This is a genomic window from Flaviramulus basaltis, assembly GCF_900114265.1.
GTDB classification, from domain to species: Bacteria; Bacteroidota; Bacteroidia; order Flavobacteriales; family Flavobacteriaceae; genus Flaviramulus; species Flaviramulus basaltis.
Genome location: NZ_FPKV01000001.1, coordinates 30,431 through 55,400 on the forward strand (window position 1 = coordinate 30,431; position 24,970 = coordinate 55,400).

23 protein-coding genes and 1 pseudogene are annotated in these 24,970 nt (G+C 31.5%); 16 read left to right on the forward strand and 8 right to left on the reverse strand.

Annotation, left to right across the window (positions count from 1 at the left end):
- Nucleotides 1-44: 44 nt before the first annotated feature.
- Entirely contained in the window at nt 45-566 is a 522-nt protein-coding gene (locus BT151_RS00140) for an RNA polymerase sigma factor (protein ID WP_072399533.1), read from the reverse strand.
- A 195-nt stretch (nt 567-761) separates the two neighbouring features.
- Between BT151_RS00140 and BT151_RS00145 the strand changes: the two genes are divergently transcribed.
- The 3 genes from BT151_RS00145 to BT151_RS00155 all read left to right on the forward strand — a co-directional run bounded on the left by BT151_RS00145 (nt 762) and on the right by BT151_RS00155 (nt 3,286).
- On the forward strand, nt 762-1,820 hold the full coding sequence (locus tag BT151_RS00145; RefSeq protein WP_072399534.1) for a hypothetical protein: 1,059 nt from the start codon (nt 762-764) through the stop codon (nt 1,818-1,820).
- Between the two features lie 89 nt (nt 1,821-1,909).
- Nucleotides 1,910-2,701: a membrane metalloprotease gene (locus BT151_RS00150; RefSeq protein ID WP_072399535.1), complete on the forward strand. Its 792-nt coding sequence runs from the start codon at nt 1,910-1,912 to the stop codon at nt 2,699-2,701.
- 129 nt (nt 2,702-2,830) lie between these two features.
- Nucleotides 2,831-3,286 (forward strand): hypothetical protein, encoded by a 456-nt coding sequence (locus BT151_RS00155; RefSeq protein WP_072399536.1) that lies wholly within the window; start codon nt 2,831-2,833, stop codon nt 3,284-3,286.
- A 141-nt stretch (nt 3,287-3,427) separates the two neighbouring features.
- Here BT151_RS00155 and gyrB read toward each other — a convergent pair whose 3' ends face one another.
- Nucleotides 3,428-5,377 (reverse strand): DNA topoisomerase (ATP-hydrolyzing) subunit B, encoded by a 1,950-nt coding sequence (gyrB, locus tag BT151_RS00160; RefSeq protein ID WP_072399537.1) that lies wholly within the window; start codon nt 5,375-5,377, stop codon nt 3,428-3,430.
- Nucleotides 5,378-5,987: 610 nt separating this feature from the next.
- Between gyrB and BT151_RS00165 the strand changes: the two genes are divergently transcribed.
- The 4 genes from BT151_RS00165 (at nt 5,988) to BT151_RS00180 (ending at nt 11,689) form a co-directional block, all read left to right on the forward strand.
- On the forward strand, nt 5,988-6,257 hold the full coding sequence (locus tag BT151_RS00165) for an Asp-tRNA(Asn)/Glu-tRNA(Gln) amidotransferase subunit GatC (protein WP_072399538.1): 270 nt from the start codon (nt 5,988-5,990) through the stop codon (nt 6,255-6,257).
- Nucleotides 6,258-6,259: 2 nt separating this feature from the next.
- Complete coding sequence (locus tag BT151_RS00170; protein WP_072399539.1) at nt 6,260-7,660, forward strand: amidase family protein; 1,401 nt, start codon at nt 6,260-6,262, stop codon at nt 7,658-7,660.
- Nucleotides 7,660-10,995 (forward strand): bifunctional amidotransferase subunit GatB/aspartate--tRNA ligase AspS, encoded by a 3,336-nt coding sequence (gene gatB/aspS / locus BT151_RS00175; RefSeq protein WP_072399540.1) that lies wholly within the window; start codon nt 7,660-7,662, stop codon nt 10,993-10,995. Before BT151_RS00170 ends, gatB/aspS begins: the two co-directional genes overlap by 1 nt.
- 166 nt (nt 10,996-11,161) lie before the next feature.
- Nucleotides 11,162-11,689 (forward strand): DUF2911 domain-containing protein, encoded by a 528-nt coding sequence (locus tag BT151_RS00180; protein WP_072399541.1) that lies wholly within the window; start codon nt 11,162-11,164, stop codon nt 11,687-11,689.
- A gap of 51 nt (nt 11,690-11,740) precedes the next feature.
- On the opposite strand, the gene BT151_RS00185 is transcribed toward BT151_RS00180, so the two are convergent.
- Nucleotides 11,741-12,370: a 7-carboxy-7-deazaguanine synthase QueE gene (locus tag BT151_RS00185; protein ID WP_072399542.1), complete on the reverse strand. Its 630-nt coding sequence runs from the start codon at nt 12,368-12,370 to the stop codon at nt 11,741-11,743.
- Nucleotides 12,371-12,487: 117 nt separating this feature from the next.
- Here BT151_RS00185 and BT151_RS00190 point away from each other — a divergent pair, with 117 nt between their 5' ends.
- The 8 genes from BT151_RS00190 (at nt 12,488) to BT151_RS00225 (ending at nt 18,825) form a co-directional block, all read left to right on the forward strand.
- Nucleotides 12,488-13,180 carry a hypothetical protein gene (locus BT151_RS00190; RefSeq protein WP_072399543.1) on the forward strand — a complete coding sequence of 231 codons (693 nt, stop codon included), beginning with the start codon at nt 12,488-12,490 and terminating at the stop codon, nt 13,178-13,180.
- Between the two features lie 101 nt (nt 13,181-13,281).
- Complete coding sequence (locus BT151_RS00195) at nt 13,282-14,823, forward strand: helicase HerA-like domain-containing protein (protein WP_072399544.1); 1,542 nt, start codon at nt 13,282-13,284, stop codon at nt 14,821-14,823.
- Between the two features lie 48 nt (nt 14,824-14,871).
- Nucleotides 14,872-15,429 (forward strand): hypothetical protein, encoded by a 558-nt coding sequence (locus BT151_RS00200; RefSeq protein ID WP_072399545.1) that lies wholly within the window; start codon nt 14,872-14,874, stop codon nt 15,427-15,429.
- A gap of 11 nt (nt 15,430-15,440) precedes the next feature.
- Nucleotides 15,441-16,421, forward strand: a complete 981-nt coding sequence (locus BT151_RS00205; protein WP_072399546.1) for a YitT family protein — start codon at nt 15,441-15,443, stop codon at nt 16,419-16,421.
- Nucleotides 16,418-16,780, forward strand: a complete 363-nt coding sequence (locus tag BT151_RS00210; protein WP_072399547.1) for a cupin domain-containing protein — start codon at nt 16,418-16,420, stop codon at nt 16,778-16,780. Before BT151_RS00205 ends, BT151_RS00210 begins: the two co-directional genes overlap by 4 nt.
- Nucleotide 16,781: 1 nt before the next feature.
- Nucleotides 16,782-17,609, forward strand: coding sequence for an alpha/beta hydrolase (locus tag BT151_RS00215; RefSeq protein ID WP_072399548.1), 828 nt, complete (start codon nt 16,782-16,784; stop codon nt 17,607-17,609).
- A gap of 20 nt (nt 17,610-17,629) precedes the next feature.
- Nucleotides 17,630-18,397: a 23S rRNA pseudouridine(2604) synthase RluF gene (gene rluF / locus BT151_RS00220; protein ID WP_072399549.1), complete on the forward strand. Its 768-nt coding sequence runs from the start codon at nt 17,630-17,632 to the stop codon at nt 18,395-18,397.
- 5 nt (nt 18,398-18,402) lie between these two features.
- Nucleotides 18,403-18,825, forward strand: coding sequence for a VOC family protein (locus tag BT151_RS00225; RefSeq protein ID WP_072399550.1), 423 nt, complete (start codon nt 18,403-18,405; stop codon nt 18,823-18,825).
- On the opposite strand, the gene BT151_RS00230 is transcribed toward BT151_RS00225, so the two are convergent.
- The 5 genes and pseudogenes from BT151_RS00230 to BT151_RS00250 form a co-directional block, all read right to left on the reverse strand.
- Nucleotides 18,811-19,548, reverse strand: coding sequence for a YwaF family protein (locus BT151_RS00230; protein WP_084647812.1), 738 nt, complete (start codon nt 19,546-19,548; stop codon nt 18,811-18,813). The two genes, BT151_RS00225 and BT151_RS00230, sit on opposite strands and share 15 nt — an antisense overlap.
- A 28-nt stretch (nt 19,549-19,576) precedes the next feature.
- Nucleotides 19,577-20,455 (reverse strand): bifunctional 5,10-methylenetetrahydrofolate dehydrogenase/5,10-methenyltetrahydrofolate cyclohydrolase, encoded by an 879-nt coding sequence (locus tag BT151_RS00235; RefSeq protein WP_072399551.1) that lies wholly within the window; start codon nt 20,453-20,455, stop codon nt 19,577-19,579.
- Between the two features lie 39 nt (nt 20,456-20,494).
- Nucleotides 20,495-20,867 (reverse strand): annotated as a pseudogene (locus tag BT151_RS00240) (four helix bundle protein).
- Between the two features lie 61 nt (nt 20,868-20,928).
- Nucleotides 20,929-22,257 carry a signal recognition particle protein gene (gene ffh / locus BT151_RS00245; protein ID WP_072400935.1) on the reverse strand — a complete coding sequence of 443 codons (1,329 nt, stop codon included), beginning with the start codon at nt 22,255-22,257 and terminating at the stop codon, nt 20,929-20,931.
- Between the two features lie 293 nt (nt 22,258-22,550).
- Complete coding sequence (locus BT151_RS00250; RefSeq protein ID WP_143144223.1) at nt 22,551-24,302, reverse strand: hypothetical protein; 1,752 nt, start codon at nt 24,300-24,302, stop codon at nt 22,551-22,553.
- 126 nt (nt 24,303-24,428) lie between these two features.
- On the opposite strand from BT151_RS00250, the gene BT151_RS00255 reads away from it, so the two are divergent.
- Complete coding sequence (locus BT151_RS00255) at nt 24,429-24,944, forward strand: RNA polymerase sigma factor (protein ID WP_072399552.1); 516 nt, start codon at nt 24,429-24,431, stop codon at nt 24,942-24,944.
- Nucleotides 24,945-24,970 lie beyond the last annotated feature (26 nt).

Sequence of the window (24,970 nt, forward strand, 5' to 3'; positions counted from 1 at the left end):
CTATAACTAAGACACCTATATATATATTTACCCTACAGTAAAATTTAAACTTTTAAATTATCTACTTTGTTACGCAATATTTTTAAAGCAGCAGACATTCTTTTTTCTACCGTTTTTTGCGAAATATTAAGTAAATCGGCAATTTCTCTGTACTTTTTATCTTCCATTCTATTTAATAAAAATACTTCGCGCTGCTCTTCACTTAAATCTGAAATTGCAGAGAGCAACTTCTTTTTAAATTCATCTTCTTCTAATAAATATTCAGGACTTTGGTTCGTTTTATCTATATATGGAGACTCTTTCGCATAAGACAACACAACTTTTTGGTGGCGTATCGCATTTAAAAATAAATTATTAACTGTAGTAAACAGATACGTTTTTGCTTTTTCGAAATCTATTTTAGAACAGTTTTCCCATATTTTTGCAAAAGCATCTTGTACATAATCTAATGATGCCGCTTTATCGCCACACTTATAAAACGCAAAATTATTTACAGCTTGAATATGCTCTAAATAAAAGTTATTAAAATAAGATTCATCACAAAGTTTGTGCTTGGGGTTGCTCATAAATTGTTTTTACAATGTAGATTTAGGCAAAAATAGAAATAAAAAACCAATTAAATAATTGATTAAAAATCAGTTTATTAAACACAAAACACTAAAAAATTAAAAAAAAGCGTAGGGTAAATTTAATGCTAAGAGTCTTAAATACAGAAAGGCGAAATAATCGTCATTAAATTTACAAACCCTAAAATTAATATTATGAAAAATTTAAAATTTTTAACAACTTTATTATTTATTTCAATTCTATCATTAACATCGTGCCAAGATGAAATTGATAACGAAAACGGACAAAATCCAAATACAAACTCTGCTCAATCTCCTACAGCAAATAATTTAGAACGTTCATCAATGTACGATGGTAGTTTTGACGACTTTTTAGATGGCGCATCATGTTCATCAATTTTATTTCCTGTTACAGCAACTATAAATAACACTGATGTTACATTAATAAGTCAAGCAGATTATGCTTTAGTTTTAAGTATTCTTGGAGAGTTTACAAACGATGATGACAATATTCAGTTTCAATTCCCATTATCTGTAAAACTAAGTAACTATACAGAAGTTGAAGTGGCAAACCAAACAGAATATGACGCCCTTATTAATGCTTGCTCTCAAGCTGAAAATACTGGTGAAGATGCTATTAACTGTTTAAATATTGATTTTCCTATAACAATTTTAACTTATAGTTTAAATTTTGAGCAAACGGGTAGTGTTGTTATAGAATCGGAACAACAATTATATGCTTACATGAATAGTTTTGGAAATGATGAATTATTTGCTGTAAACTATCCAATAACAGCTAACTTAAATGGCCAAAGCAATACGGTTATTGAAATTACAAGCGACATGGATTTACAAGCACATATTACAGATTGTTTAGCTAATGATGATGCCATGGATGAAGCAGAAGAAAATGCTCAAAATCTAGAAAACATTTTAGTTGAAGGCGCTTTTAAAGTAGAATCTTTTATAAACACAGGTGTAAACACAGCAAATGATTATGCAGATTACACTATAGATTTTGCAAACGATTTATCATGTTTAGCACAAAATACAGTAAACACAACTATAAATGATGTTGAAGGAACTTACGAAGTTGCTTCAGAATTAGAAGTTTATTTAACACTTACTTTTAGTGGAAATGCAACTTTTGAGTTATTAAATAATACATGGGAAGTAACTAGTTATTCTAACAGTTCAATATCATTACAAAGCACAACAAATGCTGCCATAACTTTAGTTTTAACCCAAATTTAAAACTAAATTAGCATTTGTTACGTATGTTATGGTAAAACAGCTACCTAAATTAGGTAGCTGTTTTTAATGTTAAAAATAATTGTAAAATCATGAAATTTAAAATTTTAATACTTACGCTATTATTAGTCATTATAACGGCTTGCTCAAAAGACGAAGCAACAGATGGCGATACAAACAACCCAAACCCAACAGTAAACAAAGCCTTAAATAGGCAAGCTACAGGCAGTTCTGCTAACGATTTACTCTCAGATAATACATTTACAAGCATGATTATTGAAATAGTTTATGTTGAAGGTTTTGAACCTTCACAAACTGCCATTGATAATTTTGTATCATTTATAACAAACAGAACATATAAACCAGATGGCATAACCTTTGAAAAAAGAGCCATTTCTTCTCCTGGGGAATCCGTTTACACTATTAATGATATTGCAGATATTGAAAAAGAACAGCGTAAATACTACAACACAACAGACCAGATTGCAGTTTGGGCATACTTTTCAGATGGAAAATCAGATAAAGATTCTGATGAAGATAACACTATTGTTTTAGGAACTGCTTATTGGAATACCTCTTTTGTAATTTACGAAGAAACAGTTAAAGGTTTAAGCAATGGCCCTTTAAAACCAAATCGATCTCTTTTAGAAACTACGGTAATTAACCATGAATTCGGGCATATTTTTGGACTCACAAATCTAGGAACAGCTTTACAAAGTGATCATGAAGACGCAGAACATCCAAAACATTGTAATGAAGAAAGTTGTTTAATGTATTGGGCAACAGAATCTGCAAGAAATATTTCTAACATGGCAAATATGAGTTCTGCACCACAGTTAGACTCACAATGTATAGCAGACTTACAAGCTAATGGAGGAAGGTAATTCTTATAAATTCATTTAAGTTTCATAAAATTTTCAAATTAAATAATAAACCGTAGGGTAAAATACTTTTAAGGTGTCTTATTAATGAAGGCTCATTAGAGCAAATTAATAATTTAAAAGTTGAAAATTATGAAATTATTTAAAACATCCGTATTCATTATAGTATTAGGTTTTTCTTTTATAGGTCAAGCTCAAGAATCTGAAATTTCAAATGAAACAACCATTGATAAGAAATCATATTATCAAAAAAGAGCTGTGGAAGATGCTAAATACGAACAACAATTCATTGCTGAAACTAAAGCTGATGAAGAGTCCTTTTGGGAAGATCAAAAAGCATACGAGAAAAGCCTAAAACAAAAAGACAGAAAAGCGTACAAAGCTTATATGAAGGGCAAAAAAGATGCTTATGCAAATCATTATGAACATTGCGATAATCATTGTCATCATAGTGATTACTATTATCAACATGCTTCATTTTATTATTATGGCTATCATGACTATTACTATAATAGACACCCAAGAAGAAGTACAATTAGTACAGGTGTTAGAGTTAATACACCAAGTGTAAGAGTAGGTATATTTTAGTTGATTGATGTTAGGTTGATAATATTATGTTTTAGGTTTTAATCCATAGCTTTTATAAAACATATTATCCCTAATAATGAAAGAGGCTCTCTAAAATTTTAGAGAGCCTCTTTTTAAATAACACTAAAATTAATACTTTATTTACGCATCAATATTTGCATAAATAGCATTCTTTTCAATAAACTCTCTACGAGGTGGCACTTCATCACCCATAAGCATAGAGAAAATTCTATCGGCTTCTGTTCCATTGTCAATTTGAACTAAACGCATGGTTCTAAACTCAGGATTCATTGTTGTATCCCAAAGTTGAGATGCATTCATTTCTCCAAGACCTTTATAACGTTGTATTTTAGAACCATCTCCAAATTCTGAAACAATACCATCTCGTTCTTTATCAGACCAAGCATATTGCTTTTTAGCACCTTTTTTAACTAAATACAAAGGTGGTGTTGCAATATAAATATGTCCGTTTTCTATTAATTCTTTCATGTATCTAAAAAAGAACGTTAAAATTAAAGTTGCAATGTGAGAACCATCAATATCTGCATCACACATAATTACAACTTTATGATATCTTAATTTTGAAAGATTTAATGCTTTACTATCTTCTTCTGTACCAATAGTAACACCTAAAGCTGTAAAAATATTTTTAATCTCTTCGTTTTCAAACACTTTGTGAACCATTGCTTTTTCAACGTTCAAAATTTTACCACGTAGTGGAAGAATCGCTTGAAAGGCTCTATCACGACCTTGCTTTGCAGTTCCACCTGCCGAATCTCCCTCTACAAGAAACACTTCACATTTAGCTGGATCTTGTTCTGAACAATCACTTAATTTCCCAGGTAAACCTCCAATACTCATCACCGTTTTACGCTGCACCATTTCACGAGCTTTTTGTGCTGCATGACGTGCTTGCGCTGCAAGAATTACTTTTTGAACAATAATTTTCGCATCATCTGGGTGTTCTTCTAAATAATCGGTAAGCATTTCTGAAACCGCTTGACTTACAGAAGCAGAAACCTCACGATTACCTAATTTAGTTTTAGTTTGCCCTTCAAATTGAGGTTCTTGAACTTTCACAGATATAATTGCCGTTAAGCCTTCACGGAAATCATCTCCGGCAATTTCAAATTTTAAATTTTTCAGCAACCCTGATTCATCAGCATACTTCTTAAGTGTATGTGTTAAACCACGACGGAAACCAGACAAGTGTGTTCCTCCTTCATGCGTATTAATATTATTCACATAAGAATGTAAATTTTCTGCATAAGACGTATTGTAAACCATTGCTACCTCTACCGGAACACCATTTTTTTCACCTTCAAAAGCAATTACATCTTTCATTAAAGGCTCACGAGTAGCATCTAAATACTTGATAAATTCTTTTAAACCTTCAGTTGAATGAAATGTTTCACCTTCAAACTCACCGTCTTCTTTTTTACTTCTTCTATCAACTAAATGAATGGTAATACCTTTATTTAAGTAAGCCAATTCACGTAATCTACTAGCTAAAGTATCGTAACTGTATTCTAATGTTTGGGTAAAAATTGTTGAGTCTGGTTTAAAGGTAACTGTTGTTCCTCTTTTATCAGTTTCTCCAATTTGTTTTACTGGGTATAAAGATTTACCACGCTCATATTCTTGTTCATAAACTTTTCCATCTCTGTAAACGGTAGCCGTTAAATGCTCTGATAAGGCATTAACGCAACTTACACCAACACCGTGTAAACCACCAGATACTTTATAAGAATCTTTATCAAACTTACCCCCTGCTCCAATTTTAGTCATTACAACCTCAAGCGCAGAAACTCCTTCTTTTTTATGTAAATCTACAGGAATACCACGACCATCATCTTCTGTGGTAATAGAATTATCCTCATTGATAATTACTGTAATATTATTACAATGTCCAGCAAGCGCCTCATCAATTGAGTTATCTACAACTTCATATACTAGATGATGCAATCCTCTAGTACCAACATCACCAATATACATAGACGGACGCATACGCACATGCTCCATACCTTCTAAAGCCTGAATACTATCTGCTGAATAATTGTGCTTATTAAATTCTTCTTTTGGTTCGCTCATATTCTATATTTTATCTTAATTTGAGTTTAGTTGTATTTCACAAAAAAAGATGCCAAATAGCATCCTTCTGAATACAAACAAATATACGAAATTATCACCCTTTTAAAAAGCTTTTTATCGACTCAACAAGAAATTTATCAACATTTGTTGATTAATTAAAAACGTCTTAAATCGCTTAAAAAACACCTTAAAATTGATTTTAACACTTTTCACTAACACTTCAGTCTAACAAAAACACAAAAGGTCTTAAAATTGATTTATAAGATTTTCAGAACCTTGTTTTTCGACATAAAAAATCATCATTTATATCAAAATTGATAATTTAACCAGAAGAAATAATCCCCAACCATTAACAATCACAGATAATTTATTGAAGTATCAAATAATCTTAAAGTTTTTTAATAATTTGATAATACAGTATAGGATAATAGAAAAAATAGTGTATAGTCTATTATTTCTACATATATTTGACGCATTAATAAGATATTATGACAAATAATAACAATAATAATTTCAATAATCCTAATTTTTAGGAAAGGAAGGTTATTGTTTTAAAATATATAAAGCCTTCCAAAATTGGAAGGCTTTTTTTAATCTAAAAATGTAAAAAATGAGTAAAATTATGACAGTCGACGTATTGTCGAGTATTAAAGGAGCACAACCTAGTGAGGCTGTGAACAAGTTATTTGAAGTCATTAAAAATGCAAATTCAACAAATAATAATTCTTTTAATAATAATCATAATAATTGCGTGTCATTAAATGATTTAAGAGAAGATGTGGTGATAGAAAGTTCTGCTATTGAAAAACAAATCATTATTGAAAACTTCCCAAAAGAAAAAAACGGCTATTTAGTAGTTTCTAAAGTCATAGAAGAATAGTTATGGATTCTCAAATACATAAAATTCATCAGCAATTGGCGAATAAGGAAATAACTTGTACCAGCTTAGTACAAGAAAAACTCGATTTACTAAAGCAAAATACTAACAACACGGTTAATAGCTTGCTGGATACATTAGCTTTAAGTTTAGCTGCAAAAGTAGATGCAAAAATTAAAAAAGGTGAAACTATTGGCTTATTAGAAGGTATTCCTTTTGGTATAAAAGATGTTTACATGCTTCAAGGCACTACTGCTACAGCGAGTTCAAATCTATTAAAAAACTACAAATCTGCTTACACGGCTACCGCTATTCAAAAATTGTTAGATGCCGGCGCTATTCCTTTAGCTAAAGAAAACTGCGATAGTTTTGGTCATGGATCTTCAAGTGAAAATACCATTTTCGGAGCAGTTAAAAACGCTATAAATCCAGATTTAGTTGGTGGAGGTTCCAGTGGTGGTTCGGCTGTAAATGTCGCTAAAGATTATACAGTTTTTTCTATTGGTGGCGATACTGGTGGATCTGTGAGACAACCAGCAGGTTACAACCATGTTTATGGATTAAAGCCAACTTACGGACGCATTTCTCGCTTCGGATTAATGGCTTATGCTTCGTCTACAGATTGTGTTGGACCTATAGCAAAATCGGTTGAAGATATTCGCATCGTGTTGAATGTGATGAGTGGAAAGGATATAAAAGATCAAACCACTTACGCTTCCGCGGAAATAAACGAAGACAGCATTTTAACTTCAACAGAAATTAAAACCGTTGGATACTTTAAAAACTTTATTGAAAGTGAAGCAATCAACCCAGAAATTAAAACAGAATTTTTAGCTACAATTGAGAAAATTAAAGCAAAAGGCATAGTAGTTAAAGAATTAGATTTTTTTAAATCCGATATTTTAGTATCTACTTATTATACATTAGCAATGGCAGAAACAGCCTCTAACCTATCACGCTTAGATGGCTCAAACTATGGCAATCGTATTGAAGACAAAAGCTTAAAAGAATCTTATGCCATAACACGCTCTGAGAATTTTTCAGAAGAAACAAAACGACGTATTGTTGGTGGAAACCAAGTGTTATCTCAAGGATTCTCTGATGAAATCTATTTGAAAGGACTTGCATTACGTGATTCAATTTCTGAAAGCTTTGAAAAAGATTTCAAAGAGGTCGATGTAATTTTATCACCAGTTACACCTAACACACCTCCAAAAATAGGAAATAGTTTAAAAGATCCGCATGCTATGTATTTAAGCGATGCTTACACCGTTGGTTTTAGCTTAGGGCAACTTCCAACTTTAACAATACCTCAAGGCACCGAAACAGGCTTACAAATTACAGCTGCAAAAAACAATGACGAACTCGTTTTGAAGTTTGCTAACTTCTTAAAAGATACGATATAATGGAACTGGAACAATTAGACGCGGCATTAAAAGCCCACGAATTAGAATTGGTTATCGGACTAGAAACACACGTTCGTTTAAACACTAAGACCAAGTTGTTTTGTTCTTGTCCTAACCAAGAATTAGAAACGCCAAACCAAAATATATGTTCTGTTTGCACAGGACAAATGGGAGTTTTGCCAGCAATAAATAAAGAAGCTATTTCCAAAGCAATTTACTTTGGAAAAGCTGTGAAATCTACTTTCTCAAATGATGTGATTTCATGGGATCGTAAACATTACGAATATCCAGATAACCCGAAAAACATACAAATTACACAGTTTCATAATCCTGTAATTCCAGACGGACAAGTGTCTTGCTTCCGAAATGATGGATCGCAGTTTACTGTTAATTTAACACAGGTTCATATTGAGGAAGATGCTGCAAAATTGATACACGAAAAAAATGTTTCATTAGTCGATTTTAATAAAGCTGGTGTACCACTTATCGAGATTGTAACCGAGCCTTGCATTCGTCATATCGAAGATGCTTCAACTTATGCGCAATATATTCAACGTATTGTTCAGAATTTAAAAATATCTGAAGCGAATCTTGAAAAAGGAGAGTTTAAATCGGATGTTTCAGTATCGCTTCGCAAAAAACATAGTTATAATTTAAACCCGCGTACAGAAATTAAAAACTTGAATTCATTCAAGTTTATGGTTGATGCTTTAAAGGAAGAAATTGAAAAACAACTCAACTATTATATAGAACATAAAGAATTTAGACCAGACCAAACTACGGTTTTATGGGATGCCGAATTAAAGCAAACCAAAACCATGCGTAAAAAGGAATTTGAGGCTGATTATCGTTTTATTTCGGAACCTGATTTACCTTTTGTAAGTATCAAAGATGTTGTTGAATCTATTAATGTTGATGTGAGTTCATTACCATTTGCGGTTGAATCTATTCTAATTAAAGGAGATGTTTTACCACAAGATGCTAAATTTTTTACTGCTGATTCATTACGTTCTGAAACGTTTGTAACTATAAATAATACTATTAAAGACCCTTCATTTGTTGCAAAAACATTAACCAACAATATAAAACCTGAAGATTACGCAAGCATTGAAAATGTTTCAGATGTAATAGAAATTTTCAGCTTATTTAAAGATGAAAAAGTAACACCTGTACTTGCTCAAAATGCCATTAAATCGCTTTTAGCTGATTCTAATTTTGATTATAAAACCTATTTTGAAACAAATTCAATTTCTGAATCTCAAATTCAAGAAGCTATTTCTAAAGTCATTTCAGAAAATGAGGCTGTTGCAACCGATATTAAAGCGGGAAATCAAGGTAAGGCTGGGATTTTAGTTGGTAAAGTAATCGCTATTATTGGTAAAGGCGCTTCTGGAAAAGTAATTCGTGAAGGTATTTTAGATGCTCTTTCCGGAAGTATAGAAAACACAGAATTGGAAACTAGTGTTGAGGAAAAGCCAAAAACAAAAAGCCAAAAACTAGAAACAAAAGACGAAGAAGTTCTACCTGAAATTCCACTAATAATAAAAGAGGAATATAGAACACATTTAATTACTGATATTTCTGAAAATAATATCTCAGAAAAAATCACTTTTGCTGGTTGGGTAGCTAGTGTTAGAGATCACGGTGAACTTATTTTTATCGATTTACGAGATTCTAGTGCCGAAAAATTCCAAGTCCGTTTAAGTAGAGAATCATTCCCAAATTTAGACGAATTGGTAAAACTAAAACCAGAATCGGTAATTACCGTTACAGGAAGTATTGTAAAACGTAAGGAAGATGATTACAATGCCGCTTTACGAACTGGGAAAATAGAACTTGAAGCCAAAGAACTAGATATTTTAAACCTATCTAGAACCTTACCATTCGAAATTAAAAGAGCCACAAAAACGAATGAAAATGTTCGTTTTCAATATAAATATTTAGACCACAGAAATGACGATGTGCGTCGTGTTATAGTTAATAGACATAAAGTAATAAAATTACTGCGAGATATTTTAGATGAGCAAAATTTCTTAGAAATTGAAACTCCTATTTTAAGTGCTGGGACTGATGAAGGCGCACGTGAGTTTATTGTGCCTACACGTAAACAAGCTGGCCTATTTTACACATTGCCTCAAGCGCCACAGCAGTTTAAGCAAATGCTTATGGTAAGTGGTTACGAAAAGTATTTCCAAATTGCACGTTGTTTTAGAGATGAAGATTCTCGTGGCGATCGCCAACCAGAATTTACGCAATTAGATTTAGAAATGGCTTATGCGAGTATGCAACAAATTATAGATTTAAACACCAAAATGTTTAATGATGTTGTTGAAAAAATATATGGTAACAAATGGATTTTACGTCCGTTTGAAGTGATTACTTATAAAGACGCCATGGATAAATATGGTTGTGACAGACCAGATTTACGCTTTGGTTTACAATTACAAGACATTACAGATATTGTAAAAGAGACAACCTTCCAAGTATTTAGTAAACCTATTGAAGAAGGCGGTATTGTAAAATGTATTAAAGTTTCAGCTGAAGAACAAGGTAAAAAACGTTTATCAAAAGGGCAAATAGAAAAATTAACTACTATTGCACAGCAACACGGCTTAGGTGGTTTAGCTTACATTATTGTTAATGAAAACGATTTGCAATCGCCAATTATTAAGTTTTTAGGTGAAGATATTGCTGCCGGAATTATTAAAACTACAAATGCACAAGTTGGTGACATTGTATTTTTCTCTGCAGCAGATTATGCTACAGCAAATAAAGCTTTAGATGCAGTTCGCCAAGAATTAGGAAGTATGTTACGCTTAATAAATCCTAAGGAATTAAGACCTGCTTGGGTTATAGATTTCCCGATGTTTGAAAAAACAGATGAAGGACGTTGGACATTTACACACAATCCGTTCTCTATGCCTGCTATTTACGATATTGAAAAGCACATGAATGGTAAAGAAGATGAAATTGGAAGTATTATTGCACAACAATACGATTTAATTTTAAACGGCTATGAAATTGGAGGTGGCTCTGTACGTGCCCACAAACCAGAAATTTTAGAAGCTACTTATAAAAACATGGGCTACAATAAAGAGGAAATGCTTAAAAGTGTTAGCACCATGTACAAATCATTTCATTATGGTGCACCACCACACGGCGGTATTGCTTGGGGAGTTGATAGATTAATGATGATTTTAGAAAAAAAAGCATCTATACGTGAAGTTATGGCTTTCCCAAAAACAGGAACTAGTGAAGATTTACTATTTGGAGCACCTTCTCTTTTATCTGATAAAAAAGTAGAAGAAATGAATGTAAAAGTGATGAGGAAATAACCTGATATTTTCATAATTATAAAACCTTAAAGCTTCAGTTATACTGAAGCTTTTTTTATTTTATCTTTTCTAAAATGTAAACTTTAACATTAAACTTCGACTTTTATAAAAACTTTAAGAGTTTTTAAAACTAACTTTATGAAATTCAAAAACTTAAAAATTTAACATGAAAAAGTCAACATTTTTTACAACAATTACTTTTGCTTTTGTAATCCTATTATCAACTAACATAAATGCTCAAAAATTTGCAGGCTTAGATAAAAGCCCTTTAGATATAGCATATTATAAAACTGATAGAAATTCGCCACCAATGGTAAAAGTTATTTATAGCAGACCTCAACTTAAAGGAAGGGATTTAAGTAAACTTGCACCTAATGGGAAAGTGTGGAGAACTGGTGCTAATGAAGCTACTGAAATAACATTTTTTCAAGACACAAAATTTGGAGATGAAACAGTAGAGGCAGGAACTTACTCTTTGTTTACAATACCTGGTGAAACCGAATGGACCATTATATTAAGTAAAGATTTAGATGTTTGGGGCGCTTATAACTATAATGAAAGCAAAGATGCATTACGAATTAAAGCACCTGTTAGCTCAGGAGATTCTGTTGAAGAATTTTCTATAGCTTTTGATAGCGGCAATATGTATTTAGCTTGGGATACTGTTAGAGTTTCTATTCCTGTTAGTAAATAATATTTACTTCTTTAAATAAAAAAAGCCTTGAAAAATTCAAGGCTTTTTTTATTATGGTATATTTAAGTATTTATGGGTTTGTAAGGATACTTTCCATTTAGGGTTTTTCATCACATAATCTACAATTTCTGGAACTACTTTATCGCGCTTGCTCCATTCGGGCTGTAAATACAAAATACAATTTTTATTAACTTTTGCTGCCTGTTCTTCAGCGAAGCGAAAATCATCTTTATTGTATATAATCATTTTTAATTCATCGGCTCTTTCATAAACTTCTTTAGTTGGGAGCTTCATTTTTTTTGGAGATAAACAAATCCAATCCCATATTCCTGTTAGCTTATAAGCACCAGATGTTTCAATATGTACTTGTAAACCTTCTGCTTTTAGTTTTGTGGTCAAAGCTGTCATATCCCAAGTTAGGGGCTCACCACCTGTAACCACAATAGTATCACTATGTTTTTTTGCATTTTCAACAATTTTTGATGTTTCTGTAGGTGGATGCAAATTAGCGTTCCAGCTTTCTTTCACATCACACCAATGGCAACCAACATCGCAACCACCAATTCGCACAAAATAAGCTGCAGTTCCTTTATGAAACCCTTCGCCTTGTATGGTGTAAAACTCCTCCATTAAAGGTAACATTTCACCTTTATCTACCAATATTTGAATGTCTTTATTCATAACATGCAAATATACATATTCCCTTTACTTTTCTAAGCATTTTGGATTTCAATTTATTTAACTAACTTAGCATTATAATTAATTAACCAATGCTTTCTTCTCTCAACCTCTCAAAACATGAAACACATCCCTTATGTGATAATTATGCTATTTGGCATAAATTATAGCTACTCTCAAGTTGGCATTGGCACTACTACCCCAGACGACGGTTCAATTTTACAAATAGATAGTACTACTGGCGCTCTTGTTCCTCCTAGAATGACTTCTAGCGAAATGAATGCAATCCCTACTCCCCTTGATGGTGCTTTGGTTTTTAATATTTCAAGAAACTCTTACTATGTATTTAAAAATAGTACATGGTCTAATTTAGCAAATAGCTCATTAGTAATAAATAAAGACTTTGGAGGAAGTAATAATATTCTTGCTACCCCAGACAATACATATGTCAACTTCCCCATTGGTCCTTCTGAAGTAATTGTTACAAATCCAGACGTATATAATGTTACTGCTAATGGAACAATTACAATAAAAGAAAAAGGGAATTATTTATTTAGTGCCTCCTTATCTACTCCCAATATGCCAAGTGGAAATAAAAAATATATTTTAGCAATTTCAATTAACAACTCTCTTAAAGCATACCTAAGCAGAGGTGTAGCAACTTTACCTAGTTCTGATTATTGGGGTACTAGCGGTAACATAATGTATCCTATAAATGCAAACGATGTTGTAAAAATGCAATATGTTTTAAACAATGGAGGTACTGCTTTAGATGCTAAATTTATAAATATTGGAATTAGCCGTTTAAACTAGATTTATTATTCAATAAGCTTTTAACAAAGTATATTCTTTTAGTTAAATAGCATATTTTTTTCTTCATTTTTTTTCGTGTATTTTTATGCAAAATATAACGCATGAGTACAAAGGAAACTTTTTTTAAATATATTACTGAAGGCAATACAACAAAAGGAGATTTTATCCCTGTTGGAGCGGCCATGTTAGATGGTGAAACTGTTACAGGTGCATATGTAAAAATACCTTTAAAAACCATGAACCGACATGGTTTAATTGCAGGCGCTACTGGTACAGGAAAAACAAAATCATTACAAGTTTTAGCCGAAAATTTAAGCGACAAAGGTATTCCTGTTTTATTAATGGATATTAAAGGAGATTTAAGTGGATTAGCACAACCAAGTCTAGGTCATGCAAAAATTGATGAGCGTCATGAAAAAATAGGTCTTCCTTTTGAAGCAAAATCTTTCCCTGTTGAAGTTTTAACGCTTTCGGAACAAGATGGCGTTAGATTAAGAGCTACTGTTAGTGAATTCGGACCTGTTTTACTTTCCAGAATTTTAGATTTATCTGAAACCCAATCTGGTGTTGTTGCTGTTATTTTTCAATATTGTGATGATAATAAATTACCTATTTTAGATTTAAAAGATTTTAAAAAAATATTACAATACGCAACTCAAGAAGGTAAGGAGGAATTTACTGATGCTTATGGTAGGATTTCAACAGCTTCAACTGGTGCTATATTGCGTAAAGTATTAGAATTGGAACAACAGGGAGCAGATTTGTTTTTTGGAGAAACCTCGTTTGATGTTCAAGATTTACTAAGAATTGATGAAAATGGCCGAGGCTATATTAACATTCTTAGACTTACAGATATTCAAGATAGACCTAAATTATTTTCAACTTTTATGTTGAGTTTATTGGCTGAAATTTATTCCACTTTTCCAGAACAAGGCGATAGTGATAGGCCTGAGCTTATTTTGTTTATAGATGAAGCACATTTAATTTTTAATGAAGCATCAAAAGCGCTTTTAAATCAAATTGAAAGTATTGTAAAACTTATTAGAAGTAAAGGTGTTGGTTTATATTTTGTAACACAAAACCCAACAGATGTTCCTGAAGCTGTGTTGGGCCAATTAGGTTTAAAAATTCAGCATGCATTACGAGCCTTTACTGCTAAAGATAGAAAGGCTATTAAACTAACTGCGCAAAACTACCCAGATTCTGAATATTACGACACAACCGAGGTATTAACTTCTTTAGGTATTGGCGAAGCTTTAGTTTCTGCTTTAGATGAAAAAGGTCGACCTACACCATTGGCTGCAACCATGATGCGAGCGCCTATGAGTAGAATGGATGTTTTAACCGATATGGAATTAAGCACTTTACTTTCCAAATCTAAAATGGTTAAAAAATATAACGAAACCATAGATAGAGAAAGTGCTTACGAAATGCTTAATGAAAAAATAGAAAAAGCAGAAGCTGAGGAAGCGAAAGAAAAAGCACGACAAGAAAAAGAAGCCTTAAAGAAAGCTGAATCTAAAAAAAGAACAACAAGTACACGACGAAGAAGTACAGCAATGAACCCAATTGTTAAGGTGCTTACAAGTGCTACTTTTATAAGAAGTGTTTTTGGTATCCTTACTAAAGTGATGAAAAAATAACAACAACAAACAAACCTACATTAAACAACAAAAAATACAATCAATTCAATGCGAAATTCATTATTAGGCTTAATAGCCTTAGCCCTTTTATTTATCAGTTGTAAGAAAGAACAAAACCCTTTTGAAATCTCAACCCACCATGTTGGACTACTAACAGACTCAACCCAAGTTAAAGATCTTAAATCTATTTATATTAACGATTCTATTGTTAAATTTATTAGTGGTGACGAGTTTACGGGAAACATCAATACCATAGAGATTTTTGAAAAAGGTGGCAAACAATTACTATCTCTAACACCAAAACAAACTTTAGATTCTACCTCTACAATAGAAAATGTTAGAATCCTTGACGGGCGTTATAAAACAGAAAAAAACATTTCAACAATAAGTACTTTTAAAGATATTCAAAGCCAATACAAAATATCAAGAATTAGCAATTTAATTAACTCAATAGTTATAGCTGTAGACGATAAAAATGTTAGCTTCACCATTGACAAAAAAGAACTTTCTGCTAATTTAAGATTTGATATGAATTTAAAATTTGAAGCAACTCATATCCCAGATGATGCTAAAATTAAATACTTTTTTATAAACTGGAATAATTAAGATAAGCCAAAGTGAATCCATTCCTGTCTAAAATATTAGTAGATTTAGCTAGAAAAAGGCTTGAAAAAAAACAAACGAACAAGCCTGTTAGCAAAAAGCAAATAGTGCCTTTAGTTAGAATTTTTCAAGTTGAATTAGCGCATGCTCTAAAGGAATATATTTTTATAATAATTGGTGTGTTTTCAGCAGGATTTGGCTTAAAAGGCTTTTTATTACCTAACCATTTTATAGATGGTGGTGCCACAGGTATTTCTCTGTTATTAGAACATATAACATCCATAAATTTGGGATTGTTACTAGTATTAGTTAACCTTCCTTTTATAATTATCGCTTCAAGAACTATAGGTAATAAGTTTGCTATTAAAAGCATTGCTGCCATTACACTATTAGCATTTGTTGTTCATTTTGTTAACTACCCAATTGTTACCGAAGACAAATTATTGATTGCCGTTTTTGGTGGATTTTTTCTAGGTTTGGGAATTGGTATGTCTATGCGAGGCGGAAGTGTTATTGATGGCACAGAAGTTTTAGCTATTTTTTTAAGCAGAAAGCTGTCGTTAACTATTGGAGATGTACTACTACTTATTAATATTGTAATTTTCTCTGTTGGCGCATATATCTTGTCTATTGAAACAGCATTGTATGCCATTCTTACTTATCTAGCAGCGGCGAAAACAGTAGATTTTATAGTTGATGGTGTTGAAGAATATGTTGGAGTTACTATTATTTCAAACAAACATGAAGATCTGCGAATAATGATAACTGAAAAACTAAGACGTGCATGTACTATTTATGCAGGTAAAGGTGGTTATGGTACTCAAGGAAAAAGTTACGACAAAGATATTATTTACACTATTGTTACACGTTTAGAACTAGCAAAACTTCAAACGGAAGTAGACAAAATTGATAGAAATGCTTTTATAATTATGGGAATTGTTAAAGATTTAAAAGGCGGAATGATAAAGAAAAAACCATTAAAAGAACAACATTGAAAAAATACACAATACAAAACAATCCATTTATTGTACCAACAACAGATGGAAAAATTATAAAAGAACATTTTGGAAAGGCAACCGATGGAGATTCAAAAATAAGTATCGCCCACATGAAAGCGCCAGCAGGATGGAGCGAACCCTTTCAAACACCAGAATTTGATGAATACACCTTTATTATAAATGGCAAAAAACAATTTATTATTGAAGATGAGATTGTTATTTTAGAAGCTGGTCAATCAATAAAAATAGAAAAAAATACACGAGTTCAATATTCTAATCCATTCACTGTAGTATGCGAATATATAGCTATTTGCATGCCTGCTTTTTCAATAGATTTAGTAAATAGAGAAGAATAAAATGAACCAAAACTTACTAAAAAGAATAGGTTTTTTATTAAACCTAATTAGCCAATTTTCATCAAAACTAGCGGCAAAACTTGCTATTTTATTGTTTTCAAAACCGCAAAAAGGAAGATTAAAAGGCACAGATTCTCCGTTTTTAAAATCTGCTACTCAAGAAGTATTAAAATATGAAGACATATCTATAATGACTTACCATTGGAAAGGAACAAAAGATACTATTTTACTAACACATGGGTGGGAAAGCAACTCTTATAGATGGAAAGATTTAATTAAAATTTTAAAAAAATTAGACTATAATATTATTTCAATTGATGCTCCAGCACATGGGAATTCTGGCAGTAAAATATTTAATGCCTTATTATATTCTGAATGTATAAATGTAGTGGCCAAAAAATTTAATGCCAATGTTATTATTGGTCATTCTGTTGGTGGTATGGCTTCTGTTTTTTGTCAACATAAATATCAATTACCCTCTATAAAAAAATTAGTCTTGCTAGGTGCTCCATCAAATTTTACAGGTATTTTTGATAGGTATTCAAAAATGATGGGTTACAATAAAAAAGTTTTAAACGCCATGAATCAATATGTGTTAAAAAAATTCAATCATTTACCTGAATATTTTTCAGCAGCAAGATTTTCAAATGAAATCTCTTCTAAAGGATTAATAATTCACGACAAAAAAGACCGTATTATTCCTTATAATGATGCTCTTGATTTTAAAAATCATTATTCAAATGCTAAACTTATTTCTACTAAAGGTTTTGGTCATGGGCTTAAATCTGAAAAAGTTTATAATCATATATTAGAGTTTTTAAACGACTAAGTTTATTGTATTTTTGAATTATGGCAGAAGAGTTAAAACGTATTAATAAATTTTTAAGTGAAGTAGGTTATTGTTCGCGACGTGCAGCAGATAAACTTATAGAAGAAGGACGTGTTACCATTAACGGTGAAGTTACAGAAATGGGAACTAAAATATCACCCAATGATGTGGTTGCCGTTGATGGCAAAGAAATTGAAAACACTAAACAATCTTTCGTTTACCTTGCTTTCAACAAACCTGTTGGTATTGTTTGCACAACAGACACTACAGTAGAAAAAGATAATATTATTGATTTTTTAAACTACCCTAAACGTATTTTTCCTATTGGAAGATTAGATAAACCAAGTGAAGGTTTAATTCTTTTAACAGATGATGGTGACATTGTAAATAAGATACTTCGCGCTAGCAATAATCACGAAAAAGAATATGTAGTAACGGTTGACAAACCTATATCACAAACTTTTATTGAACGTATGTCTGGAGGTATACCTCTAGCTGAATTAAATAAAACTACAAAAAAGTGTAAAGTAGAAAAACTAAGCACATACGAATTCAAAATTATTTTAACCCAAGGTTTAAATAGACAAATTCGTAGAATGTGCGACTATTTAAATTATGAAGTACAAACTCTAAAACGCGTTAGAATTATGAATGTTAAACTAGATGTTCCTGTTGGTGAATATCGAAACTTAACTAAAGAAGAGTTTGATGAGTTAAATAAGTTAATTAGTAATTCTACCAAGGAACACAATAAGCCTATTATAGATAAAAGAAAAAGAAAAAATTAAATCCAATGTCAAGTATTCAACCTTTTCACTTAGCTATTCCTGTTTATAATTTAGACACTTGTAGAACCTTTTACAGAGATATTTTAGGATGTGAAGAAGGAAGAAGTAGTGAACATTGGGTTGACTTTAATTTTTTTGGGCATCAATTAGTAATACATTACAAACCAAAATCTGAAGAAGAGTTACACACCAATTCTGTTGATGGAAAAGATGTTCCAGTACCTCATTTTGGCGTCGTTCTACAATGGGATATTTTTCACGCTTTCGCTGAAAATTTAAAAACTAAAAACATAAAATTTGTTATTGAACCCTATGTACGTTTTGAAGGTTTAGTAGGAGAACAAGCTACCATGTTTTTTTACGACCCTTCTGGTAATGCTCTAGAGTTTAAAGCCTTTAAAGATATAACGCAATTATTTGCTAAGTGATTTTTTACGTTTTTTTTCTACTATATAAAACGGCAAGTAAATCAATAAAAAATAGGGTATTAATATAAGCTGGACTACAATAATATAAAACGGCCACTCACCTAAATAATCTAATACCGATGCAGATTCTGGCTTTCTGTTTAAATACGAGTAATTAGCATTTAAAATAAAGTTTAAAATCACCATAAAAATCACATAAAGTTGTAATGCAAAAAAGGATTTAAATATACTTTTAAAAATAGGCTTCATTTTAAAAACGAATGTGGCATAAAGCATTATAATAATGATTCCTAAATGCACAAGCCAGTATCTAAAAAAATTAAATGATGGAAATCCTTCAGAAATATCTGGTGTTAAAATTGCTTGTGTAGTTCCGGCAATAATCCAAAACAAAAGAATTTCATACATCCAAAGTTTTCTGTAATAGGTGAAAACAGGTATAATTAATCCTAAAAAACTACATAAAAACAGAGGCAAATCTGTTTTTATACTATAATTACCTAAACTTATTTTATATATATGAAAAGCGACAACCGTCAAGCAAATAAAAAGTGCAAAAAAATGAAGCATACTATGTTGCTGACTTTCATTTAATTTTCTGTTTGCATATCTAATAAATAATACACAAAATAAAATTGCTAACAGTATGGGAACTATATGTTCAAAGCTGCCCATAGCAACTCTTATAAATAAAAAAATTGCATTATAGATTAAAAAACTCATAATGCAATTTAGTTAATTATTGTTTTATTTATAATTTATGTTGTTCTCTTGCTAACAAGGTATTTTTAAGCAACATTGCAATCGTCATAGGACCAACTCCACCAGGAACAGGTGTAATGTAACTTGCTTTTTTACTCACATTAGCAAAATCCACATCACCAACAATTTTATATCCTCTTGGTCTGCTTTCATCAATTACACGTGTAATGCCAACATCTATAACGACCACATCATCCTTAACCATTTCTGCCTTTAAGAAATTTGGAACACCTAAAGCTGAAATTATAATATCTGCTTGTGAAGTAATTTGAGTAATATTTTTTGTGTGACTATGCGTTAGTGTTACTGTTGAGTTTCCTGGAAATCCTTTACGTCCCATTAAAATACTCATTGGTCTACCAACAATGTGAGAGCGCCCAATTACAACCGTATGTTTTCCTTTAGTTTCAACACCATAACGGTCTAGTAATTCTAAAATACCAAATGGAGTTGCTGGAATAAACGTACTCATATCTAAAGCCATTTTACCAAAGTTTGTTGGGTGAAAACCATCAACATCCTTATCTGGATTTACAGCTAATAATACTTTCTGCTCATTAATCTGTTTTGGTAACGGTAACTGAACTATAAACCCATCTATTTCTGGATTTTCATTTAGTTCTTTAATTTTCTCTAATAATTCAATTTCACTTGTTGTATTAGACATTTGAACTAAAGTAGACTCAAAACCAACACGTTCACAAGCTTTCACCTTACTACCAACATAAGTTAAACTTGCACCATCATTACCAACAATAATGGCTGCAAGATGAGGGACTTTTTCTCCTTTATCTTGCATCTTTTTTACCTCAGCAGCAATTTCATCTTTAATATCGTTACTTACTTTTTTTCCGTCTAAAATGGTCATGTTATATAGTTTTCAGTCGCAGTTACAGTTAGCAGTAAATTACTCTACTTTTACTCCGAATTTATGTGGATTATTAATCATAAAGTTAATTAGTTTTCCTATCTCTTTTCCTTCATTTGAAAATTTAGAATAATCTTACGTTAGTAATATACTTACAACCTAATGCAAAATCTAACCATGTATTGGTTTCTAAATTTTCACCATCAGCATCTGTGAGTTTACTTATAAAATGTTTAGGATATTTTCTCTTTCTATAGGCCTCAGAAATATTTGCACAAACAGATCGAGAACTTCTTCTTATTTGATCTGTTAAAGAATATGTCTCTTCTTTTGGAAATGTTTTAGAAATTTCAAAAATTAACATGGCCAAATCAAACGATTTTTTATAAGCTAATAATTCTTTGAAATCCATAATTCTAAAATTGATGCTGTTTCTGTAAACTGAGACTGAGACTGAGACTTTTTACTTAAGATTAATTCATCCCTTTCATCATTTGCATCATCTTTTTACCGCCACCGCCTTGCATCATCTTCATCATTTTGCTCATTTGGTTAAATTGCTTTAAAAGCTGATTTACTTGTTGTACAGAAGTACCAGACCCTTTTCCTATTCTAATTTTTCTGCTTGAATTTATTATAGATGGATTACTACGTTCTTTTGGCGTCATAGAGTGAATTATAGCCTCAATACCCTTAAATGCATCATCATCGATATCAACATCTTTCATCATTTTTCCAGCTCCAGGAATCATACCCATAAGGTCTTTCATGTTTCCCATTTTCTTTATTTGCTGAATTTGCTTTAAGAAATCGTCAAACCCAAATTGGTTTTTAGCTATTTTCTTTTGAAGTTTACGAGCTTCTTCTTCATCAAATTGTTCTTGTGCTCTTTCTACTAAAGAAACCACATCACCCATACCAAGAATACGATCTGCCATACGTGATGGATAGAACACATCAATAGCTTCCATTTTCTCACCTGTACCAATAAACTTAATAGGTTTATTAACTACAGATTTAATAGAAATTGCTGCTCCACCTCGTGTGTCACCATCTAATTTGGTTAGGATAACACCATCAAAATTCAACACATCGTTGAAGGCTTTTGCAGTATTTACAGCATCTTGCCCTGTCATAGAATCTACAACAAACAAAGTTTCTTGAGGCTTAATAGCTTTATGAATGTTTGATATTTCGGTCATCATCGCCTCATCAACTGCTAAACGACCTGCGGTATCAATAATAACAACATTAAACCCGTTTGCTTTTGCATGAGCAATACCTGCTTTAGAAATCGCAACAGGATCATTATTTCCTCTATCACTAAAAACCTCAACACCTATTTGATCTCCAACTACATGTAATTGGTCTATTGCAGCAGGACGATATACATCACAGGCTACTAATAAAGGTTTTTTTGTTTTTTTGTTTTTAAGATAATTAGCAAGTTTACCAGAAAAAGTTGTTTTACCAGAACCTTGTAAACCAGACATTAAAATAACACTTGGTGCACCAGACAAGTCAAGACCTTCTGCATCGCCACCCATAAGTTCGGTTAGCTCATCTTTTACAATTTTTACCATTAATTGCCCCGGCTGCAACGTCGTTAAAACGTTTTGTCCCAGTGCTTTTTCTTTTACTCTAACAGTAAAGTCTTTGGCTATTTTAAAGTTAACATCGGCATCTAATAAAGCACGTCTTACTTCTTTTAAAGTTTCCGCAACATTAACTTCTGTAATACTACCGTGACCTTTTAATACATGTAAGGCTTTATCTAACTTATCGCTTAAATTATTAAACATAATTTTTATTGAAATTTTAAGTTCAGATTTATCGTATAAATCGAGGTGCAAAAGTAAAGAAATATTTTGTTTTTACCTTGAACAGATTCCCGTTTTAACGGTAATAACCAATTATTGTTTATTCAAAAAAACTGAAGAGAATATTTTTGAGTTAATCATTTGAAATTAGAATAAAAAAAATGAATAAAAAAAGGCTGCCAAAATTTAATTTGACAGCCTTTATAAAGGAAACTTAACTTGATATTAACCTAACCAATCGAAAATATGGAGTTTCCTTTTAACCAAAAACATAATTAATTTCTCTTTTCAAGGACTAATGTTCTTTCTACTTCTCCTGTTGAACTGAAATCTTTTAATTCAATTCTATTTGGAGATACTTCTACAATTTTCCATCTGTAATTTAGAGCATTAAATGGTTCGTAATCTCTAAAAAACATACCAAGATATAAACCTTCGTTTCTGTATGCTAACCAAGAACCACTAAACTCACCATAGTTTGGATCTGTTATTTTTACTCTTCCTGTTACCTGGAAATCTACTGTATACATAAAGTAATTTTCTGTTTTATTCACATCTCCATCTTGGTAAAGTGCAACTTCCCACTCTCCTGTTATTAATACACCATCAATGTAAATTAAATCGTCATCAACATCTACGCAGTGTCTGTATAAAACCATTTTATCATCTCTATTTCCTAGGTTTTCTAATTTAATTAAACCTGGCTCTAAAAACGTAACTAACCATTCTAGTTGTAAATTGGCTTTGCCTTCTATTTGAATTTGCAATACAAAACCATCATTAAAAGAAAGCACACTATAAGTACCAGTAACAAACTCACCATCAACTCTAATTTTAACCACATTATTCTCAAAGAATTTTAATGGTGTACCAATGTAATCTATATCATTCTCTACTCCATCTACACTTAAACGGTGCACTCTCCAGAAACATTCTTGTAAATAGTTTTCAATACGTTCTTTTGTAATATCAACAACTATATCGCAGTTTTTCTTTAGTATGATTTTATTTCCGCCAGCCTTAAATAATTTTATTTTACCTGGTTCTAAATCGTACACAAACCACTCTAAAGTAAAGTCTACCAAAGCATCAAACTCTAATTGAATTAAGGCTCCATTATCTGTAACTCGTGTGGACCAAGTTCCTGTTATAATAGTTCCTGCTCTAGTATGAACTTTAACTACATTATCTTCTTTAAATGCCATGATATACTCACGATATTGGCCGTTTAAATTATTGGCGTTTCTTTCAAATTCGTAAACAACCCAAGGACATGTAACTAATAATTCATCCAGACGTTCTTTAGTAAAATCATCGTCACCATAATCATTATCATCATCCTCATCACAAGCGTCTTTAGCTTCTTTAATAGTTCTTGCTAATTCTATATTATTATTTACTGTAATTTCTGTTTCATCAGATAAAACCATAGTTACAGGAAAATTAAGACTAGCTAAAAATCCTTTTTCATTTTTTACTCGTTTTAGAAAAAGATACAATTCTCTATCACTTTCAATAGTTATAACATCAATAATTTGAAATTGAATGTCATAAACCGAAAACGATATTGGGTATTTAAAATCGATACATTCTATATCGTCATCTTGTTCGTTTTCTCCTTTACATTCTTTAATTAATGCTTCTAATTGCGTACGGTTTTCTATAACTATTTCTTCATGGCTAGACAAAATAATGGTTATAGGAAAAACAATATCTAATTTATCCTCATCATCTTCAAACTCATTAAAAATAGCTTCGATTACTTTAAAATCTGCTTCAGAATCAATAATAATTTCAAGACCATTCACAATAACTGTAACAGGTAATTCTACTGATGTACAACTTGCATGATCTATAATATTATCGGCAGATCCATCCATGGTAGACGTAGAAAACATTAAATTTGTTAACTCAGAATTTGGAGCTAATGCTTCTGTCTCTTCAGGTTGTGTAATTTCTGTAACCTCATCTTGACAAGAGGTCACCATTAAAAGGGCAAAAAAAGGTAATAATAGTAATGTTTTCATTTTAGTTTTCATCGTAATTGATTTTGGGTTGAACATAGCTTTTTTATTATAAAACAGGATAACTTTAAAAATTCCTACCCTGTGTTCGCTTTTTTTTTATTTTAGTGCCACCAACTACCAATAATAATGGGGAAACAATTACATGATAATATTTGCGAAGAGCATATTTTTTCGTCCTTATTTAATAAACACGCTAAAGATTTACACAACTTTTTATACTATAAGTTTGGTGATTTACTAAACCCAAAAGATAAAGTACAAGAAGCTTTTATTAAGTTATGGGAAAATTGCGCTAAGATTTCTCCAGAAAAAGCGAAGAGTTTTGTTTTTACCACAGCTAATAATTTAATGTTAAATGAAGCGGCACACCAAAAGGTGGTTTTAAAACACCAACAAACAAAACCTAAAACGTATACTAACGAGAATCCTGAGTTTTTAATGCAGGAAACCGAGTATAACGATAAACTACAAAAAGCATTAAGTAATTTAACCGATGCACAACGTGAAGCTTTTATGATGAACCGCGTGGAAGGAAAACGTTTTAAAGAAATTGCTGAAATTTTAGAGATATCTACCAAAGCGGTTGAAAAACGCATTTACGGTGCTTTGGAGAAATTGCGGAAGGATATTAAGGAGTTATGATTATATTATTTCTGTTTACCATAACC